This is a genomic window from Achromobacter sp. FW305-C-30-7 (genome assembly GCF_058783105.1).
In genome coordinates this window covers 158,127-178,746 of the sequence record NZ_JBYSYI010000009.1, presented here as the reverse complement: position 1 = coordinate 178,746, position 20,620 = coordinate 158,127, and the positions used below count along the sequence as shown (strand labels likewise).

Annotated in this window: 8 protein-coding genes (1 of these 8 running past the window's edge); 3 read left to right on the top strand and 5 right to left on the bottom strand. The window is 67.3% G+C overall.

What is annotated here, in order from left to right; all coding sequences use genetic code 11:
• The first annotated feature begins 50 nt into the window (after nucleotides 1-50).
• The 3 genes from AC3WOB_RS25395 to AC3WOB_RS25385 all read left to right on the top strand — a co-directional run bounded on the left by AC3WOB_RS25395 (nucleotide 51) and on the right by AC3WOB_RS25385 (nucleotide 4,082).
• Nucleotides 51-554 (top strand): sigma-70 family RNA polymerase sigma factor, encoded by a 504-nt coding sequence (locus AC3WOB_RS25395; protein WP_492276541.1) that lies wholly within the window; start codon nucleotides 51-53, stop codon nucleotides 552-554.
• 25 nt (nucleotides 555-579) lie between these two features.
• Entirely contained in the window at nucleotides 580-1,566 is a 987-nt protein-coding gene (locus tag AC3WOB_RS25390) for a FecR domain-containing protein (RefSeq protein WP_492276540.1), read from the top strand.
• 74 nt (nucleotides 1,567-1,640) lie between these two features.
• On the top strand, nucleotides 1,641-4,082 hold the full coding sequence (locus tag AC3WOB_RS25385) for a TonB-dependent siderophore receptor (protein WP_492276539.1): 2,442 nt from the start codon (nucleotides 1,641-1,643) through the stop codon (nucleotides 4,080-4,082).
• A gap of 6 nt (nucleotides 4,083-4,088) precedes the next feature.
• Here AC3WOB_RS25385 and AC3WOB_RS25380 read toward each other — a convergent pair whose 3' ends face one another.
• The 5 genes in view from AC3WOB_RS25380 to AC3WOB_RS25360 are tightly spaced (at most 10 nt apart) and all read right to left on the bottom strand, a layout consistent with a single transcriptional unit that may run on beyond the window.
• Complete coding sequence (locus AC3WOB_RS25380; RefSeq protein WP_013395537.1) at nucleotides 4,089-4,904, bottom strand: efflux RND transporter periplasmic adaptor subunit; 816 nt, start codon at nucleotides 4,902-4,904, stop codon at nucleotides 4,089-4,091.
• A gap of 1 nt (nucleotide 4,905) precedes the next feature.
• Nucleotides 4,906-6,885 (bottom strand): preprotein translocase subunit SecA, encoded by a 1,980-nt coding sequence (locus tag AC3WOB_RS25375; RefSeq protein ID WP_492276538.1) that lies wholly within the window; start codon nucleotides 6,883-6,885, stop codon nucleotides 4,906-4,908.
• A 1-nt stretch (nucleotide 6,886) separates the two neighbouring features.
• Nucleotides 6,887-9,040: an efflux RND transporter periplasmic adaptor subunit gene (locus tag AC3WOB_RS25370; RefSeq protein WP_492276537.1), complete on the bottom strand. Its 2,154-nt coding sequence runs from the start codon at nucleotides 9,038-9,040 to the stop codon at nucleotides 6,887-6,889.
• 10 nt (nucleotides 9,041-9,050) lie between these two features.
• A complete protein-coding gene (locus AC3WOB_RS25365) occupies nucleotides 9,051-10,874 on the bottom strand; it encodes an efflux RND transporter periplasmic adaptor subunit (RefSeq protein WP_492276536.1) in 1,824 nt (607 codons plus the stop codon).
• Nucleotides 10,867-20,620: the end of a DUF4347 domain-containing protein gene (locus AC3WOB_RS25360; RefSeq protein WP_492276535.1), read on the bottom strand. It continues 22,307 nt past the right edge of the window; 9,754 of the gene's 32,061 nt are visible here — the last part of the coding sequence; the start codon falls outside the window, past its right edge; the stop codon is at nucleotides 10,867-10,869. The genes AC3WOB_RS25365 and AC3WOB_RS25360 overlap by 8 nt, the downstream gene beginning before the upstream one ends.

Sequence of the window (20,620 nt, the reverse complement as noted above, 5' to 3'; positions counted from 1 at the left end):
AACACTGATGCCGGCCGAATCCAGGTCCGACGCGCGGTGGGGGACTTGCCGTGCCGGCCAGCAAATTCGCGTTTCCGCAGCAGAACATTGAAGGTCTGTACATTGACCACGGCGGTTGGCTGAAAGGCTGGCTGCGGCGCAAGCTCGGCGATGCCGGCAGCGCCGCCGACCTGGCGCATGACACGTTCGTGCGCCTGCTTGCCAAGGATGCCTTGCCCGAAATACGCGAGCCGCGCGCGCTGCTGACCACTATCGCGCACGGGCTGGTCCTGAATCTGCGCCGCCGCCAGCGCATCGAGCAGGCTTACCTGGAAGCCCTGGCGCTTCTGCCGGAACCGCAGACGCCATCGCCCGAAACCCAGGCCATCCTGCTCGAAACCCTGCTCGAGATCGATCGCCTGCTCGACGCCCTGCCCCGGCTGGTGAGGCAAGCTTTTCTGCTGTCCCAGATCGACGGCAAGCGCCAAAGCGAGATCGCGGTCGAACTCGGGGTGTCGGTTCCCACGGTCAAGCGCTACATCGCCAAGGCTTTGGCACACTGCTGCTTCGCGTGACCCCGAGTTGCAAGGAACCCGGCCCATGACCCCCATCGCCGCCAGCGTCCGTCTTCAGGCAGCGCAATGGCTGGTCGAACTTCAGGCGGACAGCGTAGCCTCTGACACGCTTCGGAGCTGGCGGGAATGGCGCGCGGCGGATCCCGAGCACGAACGGGCATGGCAGCATGTCGAAGGCTTTCAAGCCAGATTGCAGGGCGTGCCCGCCCCCTTGGCCCGAGCGGCCCTCAGCGCGCCCGGCTCCCTCGCGCGGCGCAGGCTCGTCAAGGCGCTGGCGCTTGCCGTCTTTGCCGGCGGCGCGGGCTCGATGCTGGACGAACAGCGCACCTGGCGGCGCTGGACGTCCGATAACCGGACCGGCACGGGCGAGCTTCTGAACCGTGTGCTTCCCGACGGCACCCAGGTCGCGCTCAACGCCGGCACCGCCATCGATATCCAGTTTTCGCAGACAGCGCGCGCGTTGCGCCTCATCAGCGGCGAACTGCTGGTCACCACCGCGCCGGATCCGGCAGCGGGCGGCCCTCGTCCCTTCATCGTGCGCACCGGCCAAGGCAGCATCCGCGCCCTGGGCACACGCTTTTCCGTACGCGACCTGGACGGACGCAGCAGTGCGGAAAGCCTGGTCGCCGTATTCGAAGGCGCCGTGGAACTGGCTCCAGCCAGCGGCGCGCCTGCCCTTTTGCAAGCCGGACAGCAAGGCAGGCTCGGACGCCATGCCGCTAGCGCGGCAGGTCCCGCCAACGAAGACACGCTGGCCTGGACGCAAGGCATCATCGTCGCCCAGGACATGCCTCTGCCGGCGTTCCTGGCTGAACTTGCACGCTATCGTCCCGGCCGCCTGGCCTGGGACGAAACAGTGGCGCATCTCAAGGTCACGGGCACCTATCCCACCGCCGACACCGACCGCGTCCTGGAAATGCTCGCCGACACCCTGCCCGTCAGCCTGAGCCACCTCACCCGCTATTGGGTGACCGTGCAGTCCCGTCCGGCCGGAAAGAATCGCAGCAGTTGATCCCTTTTCGATTTTCGCGGGGCAAGAAGAGTAGGACCACACATTGCCTTCATTCTTGCTCCGGGGAACTGCATATGGGTTTGAACCACCCGACACCAACGACTTCCATTCCGGCGGCCAGGCGCCTGCGCCTGCACGCCCTGGCCAGCATGGCCATGCGCGGCCTGCCAGGTTGCGCCGCCATCGCCGCGCTTGCCCTGGGCGCCCCCATGGCGCAAGCGCAGGCCGCGGAGGAACAACGCTACTACGACATCCCCGCCGGTCCGTTGACGGCCGCGCTCAACCGCTACGGCCGTGAGTCCGGCCTGATGCTGTCCTTCTCGACCGAGCAGACCAACGGCCTCCAAAGCAAGGGAATCCAGGGCCGCTACACGGCGCAGGGCGGCTTGCAGGCATTGCTGGCAGGCACCGGTTTCGAGGCCACCGCGCGGCCCAGCGGCGGCTATGTGCTACGGCCCAGCGGCGCCCAGGTGCTTTCCGCCGTCGAGGTAGTCGGCGCGCATGAAACCGCCGCAGGCCCCTTCTACGGCTACGCGGCCACGCGCAGCGCCACCGGCACCAAGACCGACACGCCGCTGCTGGAGACGCCGCAATCCATCACCGTCGTCGGCGCCGAGGAAATCGAAATGCTCAAGCCGCAGAACCTGCAAGACGCGCTGGGCTACGTCGCTGGGGTCAACCGCTCGGAAGGGCTGGATCGCACCTCTGACACGCTGCTCGTCCGCGGCTTCCAGCTCGACGGCAACGGCAACCAGTACCGCGACGGCACCAAGTACACCGTCAACATCTTCAACGGTCAGCAGGAACCCTATGGCCTGGAACGCATCGAGGTGCTCAAGGGCGCGTCCTCGGTGCTTTACGGCGCGGCGGCGCCCGGCGGCATCATCAACACCATCAGCAAGCGGCCGCCGGCCACGGCGTTGCGCGAGTTGAACGTCGACGCCGGCAGCTTCGACCGCAAGCAGGTCTCCGGCGATTTCGGCGGACCGCTGGACGAAGCCGGCGTCTGGTCGTACCGGCTGACCTTCCTGGGCCGCGACGCCGACACCTTCATCGACCACGTTCCCGATCGCCGGGCCTTTGTAGCGCCCGCGCTGACCTGGCGGCCCAGTGCCGCCACGACGCTGACGCTGCTCGCCGACTACCAGCACGACCGCACCGGCTACGTCTACGGCCTGCCCGAAAGCGGCACCATCCTGCCCAACCCCAACGGCAAGATTCCGCGCGACCGGTTCACCGGCGAGCCCGGCTACGACAAGTTCGACCTGGAGCGCTACTCGGTCGGCTATCTGTTCGAACATGCCTTCAACGACCAGATGAAGCTGCGCAACAGCCTGCGCTACATGCACGCCAGCAACGAGTACCGCTCGGTCTGGATCAGCGGCCTGCAGGACGACGGCCGCACTACCGCCTATCGGGGCGCGGCGCCGCGTTGGGACCGCTCTTCAGGCGTCGTCTCGGACACATCGCTGCAATACCAGTTGCGCACGGGGCCGGTGGAACACACCTTTCTTGCCGGTATCGACTACTCCGTCGCCCACCACGAATCCGAGCGGTATCAGCGCGAACTCGGCAATATCGACCTCTACGCCCCTGTCTATGGCATGCCGATAAGCGACGTCGAAACGCAAAACCCCTATGCCTGGAAAAGCGATACCAACCGCCTGGGCCTGTACTTCCAGGATCAGATGAAAATCGCGGAGCGGTGGGTGGTGCTGCTGGGCGGCCGCCAGGATTGGGTGCGGTTCGACTCGAGCAACTTCTTCACGGGCGAAAAGACCGCCGACAACGAGAAGAGCAAGGCCTTCACCGGGCGGGCCGGATTGGTCTATCTCGCCCCCAATGGTCTCGCGCCCTTCCTGAGCTACAGCGAGTCCTTCGAACCCACCGAAGGCAACGATCGCACCGGCGGCCGCTTCAAGCCGACCACCGGCCAGCAATACGAGGCCGGCCTGCGCTATCAGCCGCCCGGCTCCAGCACCCTGGTGTCGGCCGCCCTTTACCAGATCACCCGCAAGAACCAGCTGGTCGCCGATCCTTCCGATCCGACGATGACCTATTCGGTACAGGCCGGCGAAGTCCGCTCGCGCGGATTCGAGTTCGAAGTCCGCTCGGCCCTCACCCGCGACCTAAACCTCATCGCCGCCTACGCCTATACCGACGCCCGGACCACGCGCTCCAGCCCCTTGCAGCCTGAATTGGAAGGCCAGCGCACTCCCGGCGTCCCGTACAACCAGCTTTCGGTCTGGGCTGACTACAGCTTCGGCCGCTTCGGGCTGCCCGGCCTGAAGGCAGGCGCCGGCATGCGCTATGTGGGCAGCACGCGCAGCCAAACCAACGCCGAAGTGCCCGCCTTCACGCTGTTCGATGCCATGATCAGCTACAGCACCGGCCCCTGGCGCCTGGCGCTCAACGGCACCAACCTGGCGGACAAGACCTACATCGGAAACTGCACCTATGGGTGCTTTTACGGCGAACCCAGACGGGTGATCGGAACGGTGAGTTATCGGTGGTAGAAAAATTCAGAACGTCACCGAGCAGCGGATGCCCGACGGAATCGCATTGCCCTCGTTGGGCATCCGCAGCAGCACGGTAAAGGTGCCGCTGGCCGCGTCCATCACCCGGTCTATCCGCCAGACCTTGGCGTCCAGTGGCTTGTCGGCGATGGCCTGGTTGACGCTGACCTGCGCCTGGGCGTCTGCCTTGATCTGGCCGTACAGGCTTTCGGGCACGACGACCTTGACCAACAAGGGATTGATCTGCGCCAGTTTGACGATCTTGTTGTCGTTGACTCGGTCGCCGGGGCCGGCAAAGCGCTCGGCGACCACGCCGTCGAACGGGCTCTTGATGCTGCGTTCGGCCAGGATCGCCTGTTGCAGCGCCACCTGCAGCTGCGCCTGGCGGCTGCGCGAGGTCATTTCGTCGTAATCGCCCGCGGGCAGCAGCTGGCGCTTGAACAGGTCGGTGTTGCGGTCGACGACACGGCTCAGGTAGGCTGCTTCGGCGCGGCGCAGGCCCAGGGTGGCCTCGTCGACGCTGGTGTTCAGTTCGGCTACCACCTGGCCTTTCTTGACCACATCGCCACGCTGCACCAGCACGCTGCTCAGCACGCCGGCCGACGCGCTGCCCAGCTCAGACACCTGGAAGGGTTCGATCAGGCAGGCCAGGGGCGCATTCAGGTTGCCCCCCTGCGCCGACAGGGCCGGCTCGGCCAGCACCGGCAAACGGACATCGGGCGGCAGGCCCTGGGCAGCGGCGGCAGTGGCGGCAAGCAGGCAAGCCAGCAGGGCCGGGCGGAACAGTCGGTGGCATGGCGTCATGGGATCGGGCCTTTGCATATCAGTCGCCCTGCCCCGAAAAGGACAGGGAATTCTCCAGTTCTTCATCCGCGGCCACCATTTGGCGGCGCTCGCGGGCCAGTTTTCGTTCGGTGCGGGCCTGCGCGAAGCGCAGCCAGCGGGCCGCCAGCCGGCTGCTATCCCGCCTGCGGGCGCGCAGCAGCCGCAAGGGAGCCGCCCATACGCCACTTGCGACGCTGTCCAGCACAGAGTCTTCCAGCGACAGGATCGCTTCGACATGGCCGGGGTCGCCCTGGCGTCCGCTGCGGCCTTCCAGTTGCCGGTCGATGCGGGCGGACTCGTGCCGCTCGGTCAGGATGACGTGCAGGCCGCCGGCCTCGCGCGCCGCGTCCGACAAGGGGATATCCGTGCCCCGGCCTGCCATGTTGGTAGCGATCATGATGCTGCCGGGTTCGCCGGCGCGCGCAATCATGTCGGCCTCGTCGGCATCCTGCTTGGCATTGAGCACCACGGCGGGCAGGCCGGCCTGGGCCAGCACCCGGGCCACCTGCTCGGAGGCGGCGACCGAGCGCGTGCCGATCAGGATGGGCACCCCTTGCTGGTGCAGGACGCGCGCGCGGTCGCGCACCGCCGCCCACTTTTCGTCCAACGTGGGGTACACGGCGTCGGGCGCATGGCGCCGCCGCGACTTGCGGTGCGTGGGGATGCGGACCACCGGCAGATCGTAGACGCGGCCGAGTTCGGCACGGATTTCGGCGGCCGTGCCCGTCATGCCGGACAGCAGCAGATAGTGCTTGAAGAAGCGCTGATAGCTGATGCTCTTGAGGGTGGCGCGCGGCTCGCTCAGTTCCAGCCCCTCTTTGTGCTCCAGCATCTGGTGCAGGCCCTGGCCCCAGGACCGGTCCGGCATCACGCGGCCGGTGAACTCGTCGACCACCATGATCTTGCCGTCGCGGATGATGTATTGCTCGTCGAGCCGGTACAGGTGCAGCACGGTCAGGGCGCTGAGGACCAGCTCCTCGCGCCGGAACGGAATGCTCCAGGGCGCCGCCAGCGCAGCGCATGCGCCACCCAGATGCTCGCGTCCCAGTTCGGTCAGGGTCACGCGGCGTTCGCCGCGGTGCAGGCGGTAATGCCCGGGCGCCATGCCGCCGGCCAGTTCCATGGCCTGGCGCGTCACCGCGGCGGTATCGTCTTCTTGCACGCCCGAGATGATCAGCGGGGTGCGCGCCTCGTCCACCAGCACGCTATCCGCCTCGTCCACGATGGCAAAGCACAGGCCGCGCAGGTACAGCTGGCCCAGCCTGCCCTGCGCTCCGCGCAGGCGTTCCAGACGCAGCGCGTCTTCGTCCTTGTCGCTGTCCAGCACGATCAGGTCCCGCAGATAGTCGAACACCAGGGTCTTGTTGGAGCAGTACACCACGTCCGCCTGATAGGCCTTGCGCCGCGTGGGTATGTCCATTTCCATGCTGACCCAGGCCACCGACAGGCCCAGCGCCTCGTAGAGGGGGCCCATGATCTGCGCATCGCGTTCGACCAGGTAGTCATTGGTGGTGATGACATGCACCGGCAGGCCGGCCATGGCGACCGTGGCGGCCGGCAGCGTAGCCGTCAGCGTCTTGCCCTCGCCGGTGTTCATCTCCGCCACCATGCCTTGCAGCATGGCCCAGCCGCCCAGCAGCTGCACGTCGAAATGCGCCTTGCCCAGCGCCAGCCGGCCCGCCTGCCGGATCAGCGCGAAAGCGCGCGCCGCGCTTTCCGCGTTGATGCCGTTGGCGCGCAGGTCGAACGCGATCTCGTCGGCGCGCCGGCGCACGCCCGCCAGATCGATCTCGCCCAGCGTCTCGGTCTCGCGCCGCACCCGCGCCAGGATGCGGCGAGTGCGCCACAGGGGCTGGCGGCGCTTGCGGCTCAGCCAGCGCAGGGCGGCCGTGCCCCAGGCCTCCAGCTTATTGGCGTGGCGCTCGCTTTCCTTTTCAGGATAGAGCGGGTCGGGGCAGAGGGCGTCGAAGGCGCGCATGTCAGAAGCGGAACTGGCGTAGCACCATCTGCCGCACCGCGTCGTAGGCTTGCAGTGCCAGCGGCCGGGGCTGGTGCGAGAACTTCACGTAGACCCGGGCTCCCAGGTAGGCGCGCGGCGCGTCCGCGGGCAGCGTCAGGTCCATCACGAACAGGTTCTCCGCGGACTTGGCGCGCCCTTCCTGCGACTTGCGCGGGTCGACACCTATGCTGCCCCCGCCCTGCAGGCTGAGCGCCAGGCTGGGCAGTTCGTCGGTGGCGGCCGGCACCTCGCGCGCGATCGTGGCCGTGAACTCCTTGCCGCTGTCCTGCACCAGCCGCACGCGCACGTCCCTGAGCGAGCGGTGGATGCGCTCCAGGCTGGATTGCGGCACCACCACGCGCACGGTTTCGGCATCGGCCAACACATAACCCAGCAGCTCGCCGCGCTGCACATAGCGGCCTGTCATGTCCTCGGGCTGCGCCGGCACATAGCGCCCGGCGTGCGGGCTGCGCACCTGCTGCGCCAGTACCTGTTCCTGGATCGTTCGCCGCTCTGTCTGCAGGCTGGTCCATTGGTGGCGCATGATGGCCGCCTGCACCTGATTCTGCGCGTAGGCCTGCACATAGCGGGCCTGATACTCGTCGACCTGGGCGGCCAGCATGGCGTCGCGCCGGATCAGTTCGTCGTTTTCCAGCGTCAGCAGGGGCACGCCCTGCCCCACCGGCGCATCGTCGGCCGCTTGCCGCGCGCGGACGAAGCCAGCCACCGGCGCCCTGACCTGGGCCGAAGGCGGCACCCAGACCACGCCCTCCGTATCGGTGGACGAAGGCAACGGCACGGCGCCCACCAGGCCCGCCGCCCCAACCACGCACAATCCGCAGATCAGATAGGAGCGCAAGCGGTGCGCCTGGATCTGCGGATCGGCGTAGAACTGGCGGCCCAGGCGCCACAGCGGCATCACGATGGTGTTGAACAGTGCCCACATCGCCAGCAGCACGCCAAAGAAAAAGAACTGTCCGGCCATGATGAAGATGGCCAGAAACATGATGAACATGCGATAGCAGAAGGACAGCACCGCGTAGCCGGCGAACCAGGCGCGCTCGCCCGGCGTGGCGCGCGGCGCTTCCACGCCACGCAGGCCTAGCGCATAGCGCTTGAACAGATAGCCCAGGTAGCCGTTGGCGCGCTGGCCCAGATTGGGAATCTCAATGGCGTCGGACAGCACGTAATAGCCGTCATAGCGCAACAGCGGATTGCCGTTCATGAACAGCGTGGAAACGCCGCACAGGACGATGACGGTATAAGCCAGCGAACGTCCCAGCCCGGGATCCAGCTGGGTCCAGGCTATCATCGCCACGGCAGCCAGGAACAGCTCCACCAGGATGCCGGCTCCGCCCGCCAGCATGCGCCAGCGTTTGTCCGCGAAGGCCGATGCCGCCGAGGCGTCCACGTAGGGAATGGGCACCAGCAGCAGGAACATCAGGCCGATCTCGTGCACCTCGCCCCCGCGCGCCTTCACGGCGCAGGCGTGGCCGAGTTCGTGGATGGCCTTCACCACCGGATAGACCAGCGCCATCGCCAGCACGTTTCCGGTGGAGAACACCTGGTCCCAGATATTGTGTGTCAACGTCTGCCAATGCATGGCGCCCAGCGCCGCGCCCGTGCCGACCACGCCCAGCCAGAGCAAGGCGCCCAGCCAGGTGAACAGCCAGCGGTAATACGGCAGCGCCCGCGTCAACCAGCGGTCCGGATCCAGCAGCGGCATTTTCAGCGCGCTGGGGTTGCCGACGTACTGCTTGATCTTCTGCATGCGCTGGCGCTTGCGGCGCTCGACCAGGTCGCGCACGTCCGGCGCGCGGTCGGTGGTCAGCACGTCGGCCCGGTGCAGCTGGGCCATCAGACGGATGACCTCGTCCTGCGGCATGGCATCGCCCTCCAGCTGGCCGCAGGCGATCTCCCAGATCTCCTGCACCGTGCGGCGCCCATCCAGCAGGCTGATCATCAGATTGGCCTCGGGCGTATAGCGATGGAATTCGCCATTGCTCTGGTCCTGCATCACGTACCAGACCTGCCCCCGGTAAACGTGGCGGTGGATATGGATGTGCGAACGCAGCCGCGGGCGCAGCGCGCTGACCCGGTGCCAGGAATTGCTATAGAGCGCGGTACCAGACATCTTCTGCTCTTCAGCCGAACCAGGCCCACCATTTCAGGCGGAGCCAATCGAAAAATCCGTGCGTCCAGATCCAGACGTAGCGGCGCTCGTCGATATCGATGCGGCCCACGCCTTCCATGCCCGGCCGCAGCGCCTGCGCCGCCTTCTCATCCAGGCTGGCCTCCAGGCGGAACACCGTTTTGCCCTCCTGCACCTGGGCCAGCGGCACGATGCGCGTGACCGTGAAAGGGATCTGCCGGTCAGGCATGGCCGCCAGGGCAACCCGGCCCGTCTGCCCTACCGCCACGTCGTCGATCAGCCGGTCTTCGACGTCCAGCCACAGCCGGTAGCCATCCGGCGGCGACAGCTTGAACAGCTCCTGCCCGCGCTTGACGGCTTCGCCCAGCTGCTGGCTCAGGTCGCCGCTGACTATCGTGCCGTCGAACGGCGCGCGCAGGGTCGAACGCTGGATCTGTTCGCGGTGGAACTGCATCTGCGCCAGCGCCTGGCGCGCCTGCGCCTGCGCAATCGCCGACGCCGCGCTGTCGCCGCGCGCCGAGGCCTCTTCGGCCTGTCGGCGGTACTGCACTTCCAGGTTGCCGGCGCGCAGCAGTTCCAGCTCGGTTTCGCGCGTATCGAGCGCGGCCAGGGCATCGCCCTGCTTCACCTGGTCGCCGGCGCGGCGCGTCGCCTCGCTGATGTAGCCGTCGAAAGGAGCCGCCAGCACGCGCTGCACCACGCCCTGCACGGTGGCGGTAGCGCTGATGCGGTACGGCCCGTGCGCGAACACGCCCAGCGCCACCGCGGCCACCAATGCCATCGCGGCCAACTTGCGTCCGATATGGCGCGGCCCCAGCAGACGGCCCGCTTCGCGCACCGCCCCATCGCGCCACTTGCGCCAGAAGGGGCGCTCCTGCCTCAGCCGCTGGTACAGCACGCGGCCGGCGAGCAGCACCACGCTCTGGCACAGCTCGATGCTCTGCCGGTCGAAGGGCAGCTTGTCCGGCCGCTCGAACACGAGGGCGCCGCGCGCCTCATCCTCGGGCGCGAACGGCACGGTCAGCACATTGCCGTTGCCAAACTCGCGCGCCAGCTTCTGATGCGCGCGTAGCTGGATGGTGCGAGCCTCGTCCTGCGGCAGGCACAGCGTCGTGTTCTGATCGATGGCCTCGTCCATGGCCTCGGCGACGGCGCGCATCAGATTCATGTTCTGCACCAGCCGGCTGCTGTGCGACAACGCATATACCTTGGAGCGTCCGTCCTGGCGAAAGCCGATGCTGACGCGGTCGCATTCCAGGCGGGTGGCCAGATCCGTAACCAGCGTCAGCGCCACATCCTTGAACTGGCCTTCCTTGAGGGCGCGCGCCACGCTGTTGATCACCACCATCAGCCGCTCGACGGTCTGCGCGCTGTCGGTTTCCTGGCGCTGCAACAGCCAGAACTCCAGCACCCCCGCGCCCCAGCGCAAGGCCTGCACCACGGGCTCGGGCGCCTGCACCGCGGTTTCGAACGCGGCTACGCCATGAATGCGTCCGCCCAGCACGATGGGATAGGCGACCACCAGCCCCCGCGCGTCGGCCGCTACCGCAACCTCCCGCTCTTGCAGCGATTCGTCGACCGCGCCATAGAACGCCGCGCCGGCGCGGCTGCCCGCCGGGTATTGCGACACCACTTCGAATGGACCGGCATCCGGTTCGCCCAGGATCAAGGCCGCATGACGCACCGCCGCCAGTTGGCCGGCCTGCAAGGCCAACCAGGCGTCCAGGAAAGACTGGCGGTCGCTGGCGGCCGACAACGCGGACCACCAGGCCAGGTCCGCGCGCTTCACCTGCGCGGGCACGACTGCATCATTCATCCTCGCTTCCAATCTCCGTAAGCTCGGGTTCCCGCCGCCGCACGCTCAAACCGCGCTTGCGGGCAGCCTTGGGTTCCCATGTATTGGTCTTCGAATTGAACACGACCGTACCCTTGCCCGCCGCGCCCAACGCCCCGCTCAAGCCCAGCACGCCTACCCCTGCCGCCATCGCCGCCCGTTCGGCCGCGGACGCGTCGGACACCGGAACCTCGGCCTGCGCCCTGGCGTCCGGCTGCGCGGCTTGCGCGGCGCCCTCAACCGCCGGCGCGGCATCCTGCCGGACGGAGTCTTCCTCCGGCCGGGACTGCGGCGCCGGGGCTGGCGAAGCGTTCTGCACGCCGCCAGCGTGGCTTTGGCCGCCATCCTGCACCGTCTGATCCGTGCGCATCGACACCTGATGCGGCGCAGCCGACGAAGCATAGTCGGAAAGCCCGCCGTCGTGGCGCTCGATCACGATGTCGGGCCGCGCCGCGCCCAGGCTGACGCGCGCGGCCATGGCACGCCCGTCCACGCCCGAGTGCCCATCCGTCGCGCCCCTGCCGGCAAGCGCGCCGAATGCCGGCCGCGGCCAATCGCCGAAGTTGCCGCTCCAGGAGTACAGGTTCTCCATGGCCCGCGTGATCAGGTCGGGCGTATTGCCACCCTGGCCGAAGCGGATCAGGTTGATGATGCGGCCACTGGCCGGGTCGATGTAGATCGCCGCGAAGTCGCCCACCATCACATCCTTGGAGAAGTCGCCGCGGAACTTGTCCGCACCCAGGCCGCCCAGCATGTAGTTGCCGCCCGGCCCCGCCAACAGGATGTCGTCGCCGCCAAAAGCGATATCGGTGGTCTCGATCAGGCTGACGCGGTCGTTGACGAAGACCACGCGGCCGTTGTCGCCCAGCATGACGTTTTTGCCAGCGCCGCTCTCCAGCTGGTCCGCGCCCATCCCCCCGAGCATCACACCCTCGCCATTGTTGTAGAGGTTGTCCGAGCCGCCCGCGGACGAGTACAAGGTTTCGAACTCGGCGATGCGGCCGGCGGCGGTGTACAGCGCCCGGGCGCCGTCGCCGGCGATCAGGTTAAAGCCGCCCGCGCCCGCCGCGCGGATGAGGTCCTCGCCCATTCCGCCGAACAAGGCATTGCGGCCCGCGCCCACCGTGATGGTGTTCAACCCGCCCGCCGGCAGATTGATCGTCTCCAGCATCCGTAAACCAGCGCCCGCCAGATAGCGCGCACCGGCGCCCGGCGCCGCGGTGTCGATGAAGTCGCCGCGGTCGCGCAGGTAGTTCACCGGGTCCACGGTGACGATGCGGCCGAAGTTGGCAAATACGATGTTGTTGCCGTCGCCCGCCGCAATCGTGTTGCCCCCGGCGGCCAACCCGTCGGCCATGCTGCCCACGGCCAGGCCGGCGGCCTGCTCCGGCGTCAACACCAGAGTCAGCGCCGCCAACGATTGCAGATCCGCCCGCGCCGCCGCGCCCATGTCCATCGGCGCGCCCAGGTCGATGTTCATGCCGGCGTTCCCGAACACGATGTTATTGCCCTGGCCCGCGTCGATGGTGTTGTGGCCGCCGCCGCCCGCGATCAGATCGTTGCCCAAGCCGCCGAGTATCCGGTCGTTGCCCGCGCCGCCATACAGGATGACGCCCTGCGTGGTGGTGCGCGCATCCAGCACGTTGTTGCCGGCCGCGCCGAAATGCAGAGCCTGGCCCGCCTGGCGCTGGCCGGGGCGCGCGGTGTAGTAGGCATCGTCCTGGCTGGTCGAACCGAACAGCAGCACGGGGCGGTCAGCGCCGCCCACCGTGCCGCCCTCGGCCACCAGCAGGTTGTTGCCGCCGCCGCCCTGCACCAGCGTTACCGTGCCGACCGTGGCGTGGCGCACCGTGTAGGTGTCGTCGCCCTGGCCTAGCATGGTGTTGACCGACTGCACGCCATGGAAGATGACGCCGCGGTCATACACATGGGTCCCGGCCTGGCCGGTCAGCGACACCGTGCCGCCCGCGCCGCCCAGGCCTGGCGTCATGCCCAGTCCGGTGATGCGGCCGAAATCGGCCGCCTGCGCGTTGTCGTACAGCCGGCCCAGCCCGCCCAGGTTGTCCACCTGGTCCTGCATGCCCGTCTGGCCAGCGCTCGTGCCATCGTCGAAGATCCGGATACGGTCGTTGGCAGGAGCCGTCGGCGCCGCGCCGTCGTAGCGCGCGCCCAATACGCCGTCCGACTCGCCCGGCAGCCCCACGCCGGCATGCAGCGCGCCGTCGTAGCCCGGACGGTCCAGCGTGCCCCCTTCGACCAGCAGGGTTCCCTGGATGCCCGACACATCGTGCGGCTGATCGCCGAAATTGGCGTAGCCGATGCCCGTGGCAGGGTCGACCGCGATGACCGGCTGGTCGGTAGCGCGCGGGCTGCGGACCTTGCCCGGTTCGTTGGCCGGACCGGCATAGGCCGGGTCTGCCACTCGCACCAGGATGGGCGGCAGCGACACATCCTGCAGGCCCGGCAAAGTGGTGAAGAGCGAGGCGGACAGATGCAGATCGCGGCCCGCCAGACTCAGCGCCGGCAGGCCGACACCGGTTCCGTCCTCGACTTTGATCAAAACCTGCTGCGCGGCGCCCCAGGCCTGCGCCCCGTTTCCATTGGCGTCGAAAGCCAGCACCACGCTTTGATGCCAGGTCTGGCCCCCGTCCGTGGACAGCAGCACGCCCCGCCCCTGCAAGCCCTGCATCGCAGCCGCCAGCGCGTCCGAGGAAGACAGACCCGTGCCTTGGGACAGCGATCCGTACAGGGCCGAAGCCACCATCGCGCTGCTCAAGGACACATAGGCCTGGCCGGAAGCCGGGCGCGGCAGCACGCTGGCATCCAGGCTCACCGACAGCGACAGGGTGTTGCCACCGTGGGCATCCAACTCGCCCGGCTGCGCCGCGATACTGACCGGCTGCGCGCCATCGAACACATCGCGCGAACCGCCGCGGCCCGTGACGATGGTGTTGCCCGCCACATCTCCCGACAGGTCGAAGGTATCGCTGCCGCTGCCGCCGATCAGGGTCGTGATGACGTTGCTGCGGGTGGACAGCACATAGATGTGGTCATTGCCTTCGCGCGCATCCAGATTGACGCGCTGGATGTTCTGGTAGCTGGTGTTCAGCCCCGCGCCGCGTATGCCTTCCTGCGTCAGCGCAAAGGCGTCGGCGTCCTCGGAACCCAGCATGGTGTAGGTGTTCAGGCCCGCACCGCCATCGATGGCCACCGGCCCATTGACGACATAGCCGCGTTCGCCGTTAGCCTGCGCTTGCGCCTGCTTGAAGGCGTACACCATGAACTCGTCGTCGCGCTTGCCGCCATGCAAGGCCAGCGGCGCGGCATTGCTGTAGACGCGGAACACATTGCTGCTGTTCTCCGCGCCATACAGCGTCATGCCATAGCTGTTGCCGCGCGACAGATAGCCCTGCGTCGTCAGCACCGTGCCGATCGGGTCGGCGCCAGCCACTTGCGGAAGCTGGCGGTCCAGCGCGTACAACTGCCCGACCTGGTACTCGTTGCGCTTGGCCGGGTCGCTGCCCAGGCCGCCGTCTATGACCACATGGGTGCCGGTGTCGTCGATATAGAAGCGGTTGCCGCCATCCACCGCATTCAGGCGCAGGCCGCCCGTCATGCTGCGGTCGTAGTTCACGCGTTGCACCGCATCCGCGTAGCCGGTGCCTTGCGGCGTAATCCTGGCAACGTAGTTGGCGCGGATCAGGAAGCTCTCGTCCTGCGCCGTGCCGTTGATGGTCAGCTTGTTGACGTCGGCCAGGTTCTCGCGGCCGTGGTCGTCGGAATCGTGGACGTTGACGATGATGGAGGTCAGCGCCGCGTTCAGGTTCACGATGATGTGATCCACGCCTCGGCCCGCGTCCACGTCCACGCGGTCCGTCACGCCAGGACCGCCTTGCTGGCTGGTCAGGGACGGCAGCTGATCCAGCACGATGAGATCGTTGCCGTCGTTGCCGCGCAGCGAAATCCCGCCCGCCAGCGCACGCGCCGACAGGTAGATGTAGTCATCGCCCTCTCCCCCCTGCACGGCCGCGCCCCGGGCCAGCAGGATCCGGGACATCCAGACCTTGTCATCGCCCGCGCCGGCATCCACGGCCAGATGGCCCAGGAAGTCAGACTCCGACAGGGTGATCAGGTCCGCGCCGGAACCCATCGTGATGACGGAATTGCCGCCTACGGTCACGGTGTGCAGCAGCACGGCGTTGTCGCCATTGCCCGCTTCCACCGTCAGTGCGCCGGCCAGGCCGCTATCAAGCAAAGTGATCTGATCGGCGCCAGAGCCGGTCGTGATCAGGGCGTTGCCGCCCACGGTTAAGGTGTCCAGCAGAACGGCGTTGTCGCCATTGCCCGCTTCCACCGTCAGCGCACCCGCCAGGCCGCTAGCCAGCAAGGTGATCTGGTCGACGCCAGAGCCGGTCGTGATCAGCGTATTACCTCCGACTGTCACTGTGTTCAGCAGAACGGCGTTGTCGCCATCGCCCGCTTCCATTGTCAAAACACCGGTCAGACCGCTATCAAGCACAATGATCTGATCGGCGCCAGAGCCGGTCGTGATCAGCGTATTGCCTCCGACTGTCACCGTTTTCAGCAGAACGGCGTTGTCGCCATTGCCCGCTTCCATGGTCAAAGCACCGGTCAAGTGACTATCCAGCAGCGTGATCTGATCGACGCCAGAGCCGGTCGTGATGCCGGTGTTGCCACCCACGGTCGCGTGGTTCAGCAGAACGGTGTTGGCGCCATTGCCTGCGTCCATGGTCAGAGCACCGGTCAAGCGGCTATCCAGCAGCGTAATCTGATCGAAGCCAGAGCCGCTCGTGATGTCGGTATTGCCGCCCACGGTCGCGGTGTCCAGCAGAACGGTGTTGTCGCCATCGCCTGCGTCCACCGTCAGCGCTCCCGACAGACCGCTATCCCGCAGCGTGATCTGATCGACGCCGGAACCGGTAGTGATGGCGGTATTGCCGCCCACGGTCGCGGTGTCCAGCAGAACCACGTTGTCGCCCTCGCCGGCCTGCACGGTTAGCGCACCGGCAATCCGCGTATTCAACACAGACACCGCATCATCGCCCTGCCCTGTCTGCACCAGGGCATTGCCGCGCAGCTCGGAGGTATCGAACACCACTGCATCGTCGCCGTCCAGGGTACGCACGACGGTATCCTGCTGATCGATCAACTGCGCCAGCAGCGTCACGCGGTCCCGGCCCGAACCGCCGGTCACGTCCAGCAAGACCCCTTGGGTCAAAGCCCCATTGCCATCCACACCGCCGCCGATCTCGGCGGTGGCGCCGAACGTGATGGCGTTGTCGCCCGTTGCACTGCCGTAGACATGGACCTGCGGCGCCAGCAGACGGCCATTGATGTCCGCCACCGCGGCCTTGCCGTAGCCGGCCTGGCCGCGATCGTCGCGGTCCACGCGCAGGTTGATGCGCTGGCCCGCCTGGACCAGCGCGCCCGGCATCAGGCCGCCGCGGCCCGCCACCGACAGATTGTTACCCGCCAGCAGACTGAGCACACCCATGACGCTGATCACGGAATCCGCCGCCAGGACGATATCGCCCGACGCCGTGGCCTGGCCGGTTTCGTGGCGCGCCACCAGCCATGCGTTACTCGCCTCGATGCGGCCGACGTTCATGGACAGCGCCTGCGACACGCCTTGCGCGTCATCCGCCGCGCCCACCTGCACCAGCGCCACATCGCCGCCCGCCAGGGCGTTGATCGTAGCCTGCGGCCCCACCGCCGCCACGATCAAGGCGTCGTTGACCTGCCCGCCGGCGGTGTCTGACTGCGCATAGCCGCCTACCGAGCCGCCCGCCGTGAAATACAGGCTGCCGCCCGTCACGACCGCGTCCGTCCGGCTGCTGGAAACTCCCGGATGCGCCGTCTTGTCGTTGACGATGCTGGCCTGGCTGGCCAGATGCACCTCGTCGCGTGCGCGCGACTCCACCCGCGACAGCGTCAGGTCATGGACGCCCAACTGGCTGAGCGATATCGAGCCCTGGGCCGAGGCCACCAGATGGCCGGACATGTCCGTCAGCAGCGGCGAGCCCAGCTCGCCTATCGTGCCGGACAGGGTTTCCAGCCACGCATTGCGCGCCGTGACGGCGGCCTGGCCGGACGCCGTGCCGTTCAGGATCGAATCCAGCGCGTAGATGCGTGCATCCCCGCGGACCCCGTTGGCATCGACCACATCGATGCCGCCCAGGCGCAGACTGTGCATGCCGTACAGATTGACGCCTTGCGCCGCCGAGGCGCGCACCACAGCCTGCGAGTCGCCCTGCGAGATGCTGATCAACAGCGGCGTGCCCTGTTGCGACAGGTCCGCGCCCAACTGGCCCACGGACTTGCCCGCGATCAGGACCACCTCCCGCGTGTAGCCCAATGCGGCAAGGTCCGTCGCGCTCAGATCCGACAGCACCAAGTTCGCATACTGACGCTGCCCTGTGGCCGTGGCGTTCAGGATCGATTGCCCCGCCTGCAACGTCACGCTGCCGGCCGACACCACCTGGCCGACCAGCAGATTGGCGTCCGCCTGGTAGGACGAGCCGCCTGCCGCCGTGCCCTTGGTGTGAGCCAGGACCAGGTTCAGGTCCTGCGCGCCCAGCTGCGACACGCGCGCCACGCCGCCTGCTTCCACGTACAGGGAATGGCCGGCGCCCAGGTTCAGCTGCAGGTGCTTGCCGCCATCGTATTGATAGATGCCGTTGGCGTCGCGCGTGCTGCCCACGACGTCCTTGTCGGCCACCAGGCTGACCTGGCCGACGCTCTCCAGCGTGCCGGCGTCGGTGCCGATGATGGAGCCGCCCTGCGCGCTGACCGTGATGGTGATGCCTTCCTTGGCATGGATGTCGCCCAGGCGGATGCTGCCCTGCGGCGAGTCCAGGCCCACCGTGGTGTCGCTGTACGCGGACACCACGCCGTTTACGGCCTGCACCGCGAGCGAACGCGTCAGTTTCAGCGTCAGATAGCGCGGGTCACGCATGTCGCCCACCAGCATGCCGGCGCTCAGCGCCTGCGGGCTGGCGCCATCCTGCGCCATGTATGGCACGCTGATCTGGCTCCATACCGGATCCAGGAAACCGCTGCCGATATCCACCACCTGCACGCCGTTGGCGCGCGCGGCATCGATATTGGCCTGCAGCTGGCTGCGCTGGCCGGCCGTTGCGCCTTCCAGCATCTTGCTGTTGTAGATGAAGACGTCACGGCTGTTCTGGTACAGGTCGAAACGGTCGGCAAACAGGAACTGGACGGCGCTGTTGGCCGTCAGCGTCCTGCCCAGCATCAGCGACGCATCGTTGGAGAACAGCGGCTCGAAGCGCTGCCACAGCGACGTGTCGGAGAAATCGACGCTGGCGCGGTCCAGCGACATGGTGCCGGCCGGGCCGATGTAGCGGTAAAGCGTGTGATAGACGCCCGCCAGATTGACCGCGTTGGCGCGCGACAGGATGGCCTTGTCGGCCTCCGGCAGCGAGTCGAACACGTTGGCGCGGTCGGCCTCCGACAGCCCGCCCAGGCTGGGCAGTTGCAGGGTGTAGTCGCCGAGTTCGGCGCCGATCGAGCCCTGGCCCGAGGTGCGCAGCACGATGTCCGCGCCCGCCTTCACGTTCAGGAAGCGGTCGGCGGGCGGTGCGCCCTCGCCGCTGCCTTCCAGGTCGAAGACCTGCTCGTTGATGGCCGCCGACACCGGATACAGCAGGTTGTTCTCGATATTGCGCAACGTCGCCGTCGAGAAATAGAAGAAATGGCCCGCATCATAGGTCTGGCCGTACAGGGCGATCTCCTGCGCGGTCTGCGCGGGCGCGTCGGCACGCACCGAATAGACGCGTGTATACGCCTCCACCCCCGCCCCGTTCAGGCTGGACGCGTCGAACGCCAGCGTGATGGCCTGGCCCAGGTTCGGGTACAGGGCCAGCAAGCCGTCGTTCTGCCCGGCGCCGGTCTGGTAGAGCATGGCGTCGGCCAGCGATGCCGCCAACCGGATCGTGCCGTCCGCGCCGACGACGGCGTAATAGGCCGTGTCGGCCCGCACGTCGCCCACGGAATGCCGGAAATAGATCTCGTCGCCCGTGCGCAAGGCACGCAATTGCCCGGTGCCGTCATCGACGATATTCATGTTGGCCAGCTTGAAACTGCCATCCGCCACGGCGATCAATCCGGAGACTGCCGTTCCAAGGGCGGATTCCAGCCGATCGCGCCAGTAGTTGTGGTACTCGGCCGTCTGCGCCAGTTCCTTGTCGACCACATAGTCGTAGACGACCTGATTGCGCGTCGACTTGACCAGGTCCTTGGTCGCTGCGATGTCCAGCGCGGCCGGCAGGTAGTTGGGATCGAAGCCCTGGCTGCGCAACTGTTCATGCAACGCTTGCAGCTGGGCGCTCAGGCCCTCGGTGGAACCCGCCGCCTGCGTCTGGAACAGATGCGTGGAAACGGTGAACATGCCGCGCACGTCCGCCGCCGCAAAGCCGCGCAGCAGTTCACCCGTGATGCCGGCATCCGTGAACAGCGCCTTGGCCAGCGCCTGCCCTTCGGCCGTCTGGTTCAACGCCTGGATCTGCTGATACAGCACCGCCTGTTCCTTGGAGGCGAACAGCTGGATCGTATTGTTGGCGCCCACCAGCACGTAATAGGCCACGTTGGTCTGCAGGCTCGACACCTTGCCGGTCTGCAGGCGCACGTCGTTCAGGTACACCCGGTCGAAATCCTGCAAGCCGCGGTAGCCCGTCACCTGACCGTTGGCGTCAGTGACCGGCACGATATTCATGTCGGTCAGCGTGATCACGTTGTCGGCCTGCACCGAAGCGCCGCTCGCGGCCGCGTCCAACAGCCTGACAGTAACTGCTCCCGGAGCATTGCCCGCCAGGGCCAGGATCTTGCCCACCGTGACGGGGTCGCCGCCGTTGAAGGCGCCGTCCACGCTGTCGGACAAGGTCACCACGCGCCCGTTCACGCTCTGCACGTAGTAGATGACCGTCTGCGTCGAATTCGCAAAGCTCAGTTCGACGCGCTGGCCCTGTACCAGGCGGTCCGTGCCCGGCAGCGTCAGCGTGGCCACGCCGAACTGCGTCAGGGACTGTTGCGCGAAGCCCGAATCGACCAGGCGGATGCCTGCATTGACGGTCTTGCCCTGCAAGGTCGGCGTATAGGCGCCGGTTGCGGCCGGATCGTGGACGTTGGTGTTCTTGTATACGTCCAAGTCCATCAATTGCGATTTCTGCGCGTAGACCTTGCCGCTGAAGGTGATGCGGCCGGTCAGCCAGTCGCTATCGGAACTGGAGGCCGTCAGCGGATTGCCGTTGGCATCGACGATGGTCAGGATGTGCAGCGTGCCGTTGTCGTAGACGCCCAGCTCGTGGCCCTGCAAGGCGCCGTTCTGGTTGGTCATGTACAGCTCCAGACCCGCCAGCGAGATCGACTGCCCGCTCTGCAGCAGCGCCTTGATGCTGTTGGCCAGCTGCGTCCGCGCGCTGTCGCTCAAGCCCGCGCCGGTGAGATCCCAGCTGAAGCTGTTGCCCATGTCCACGTACTCGGCGTAGCCCGCGCCGGAGCCCGATTTCTCCGTATAGGTGTGGAACGGCAACAGGTTGCTGCCATACCAACCCCAGTAGGACGTAGGCGTGTCGGAAGTCAGCACGCCCTGCTTGAGCGCAGAGGCGCCGAAGCCGCGCTGCACCGTGTAGGCCACGGCCAGCGACGCCGCGCCCGAACTCGTACCCTTGCCCAGGCCGGTCAAGCCG

Bases quoted from the DNA above. Each gene is read 5' to 3' on its own strand.
- AC3WOB_RS25370 (WP_492276537.1), bottom strand. From the start codon at position 9,040: ATGTCTGGTACCGCGCTCTATAGCAATTCCTGGCACCGGGTCAGCGCG.
- AC3WOB_RS25380 (WP_013395537.1), bottom strand. From the start codon at position 4,904: ATGCAAAGGCCCGATCCCATGACGCCATGCCACCGACTGTTCCGCCCG.
- AC3WOB_RS25385 (WP_492276539.1), top strand. From the start codon at position 1,641: ATGGGTTTGAACCACCCGACACCAACGACTTCCATTCCGGCGGCCAGG.
- AC3WOB_RS25390 (WP_492276540.1), top strand. From the start codon at position 580: ATGACCCCCATCGCCGCCAGCGTCCGTCTTCAGGCAGCGCAATGGCTG.
- AC3WOB_RS25365 (WP_492276536.1), bottom strand. From the start codon at position 10,874: ATGAATGATGCAGTCGTGCCCGCGCAGGTGAAGCGCGCGGACCTGGCC.
- AC3WOB_RS25375 (WP_492276538.1), bottom strand. From the start codon at position 6,885: ATGCGCGCCTTCGACGCCCTCTGCCCCGACCCGCTCTATCCTGAAAAG.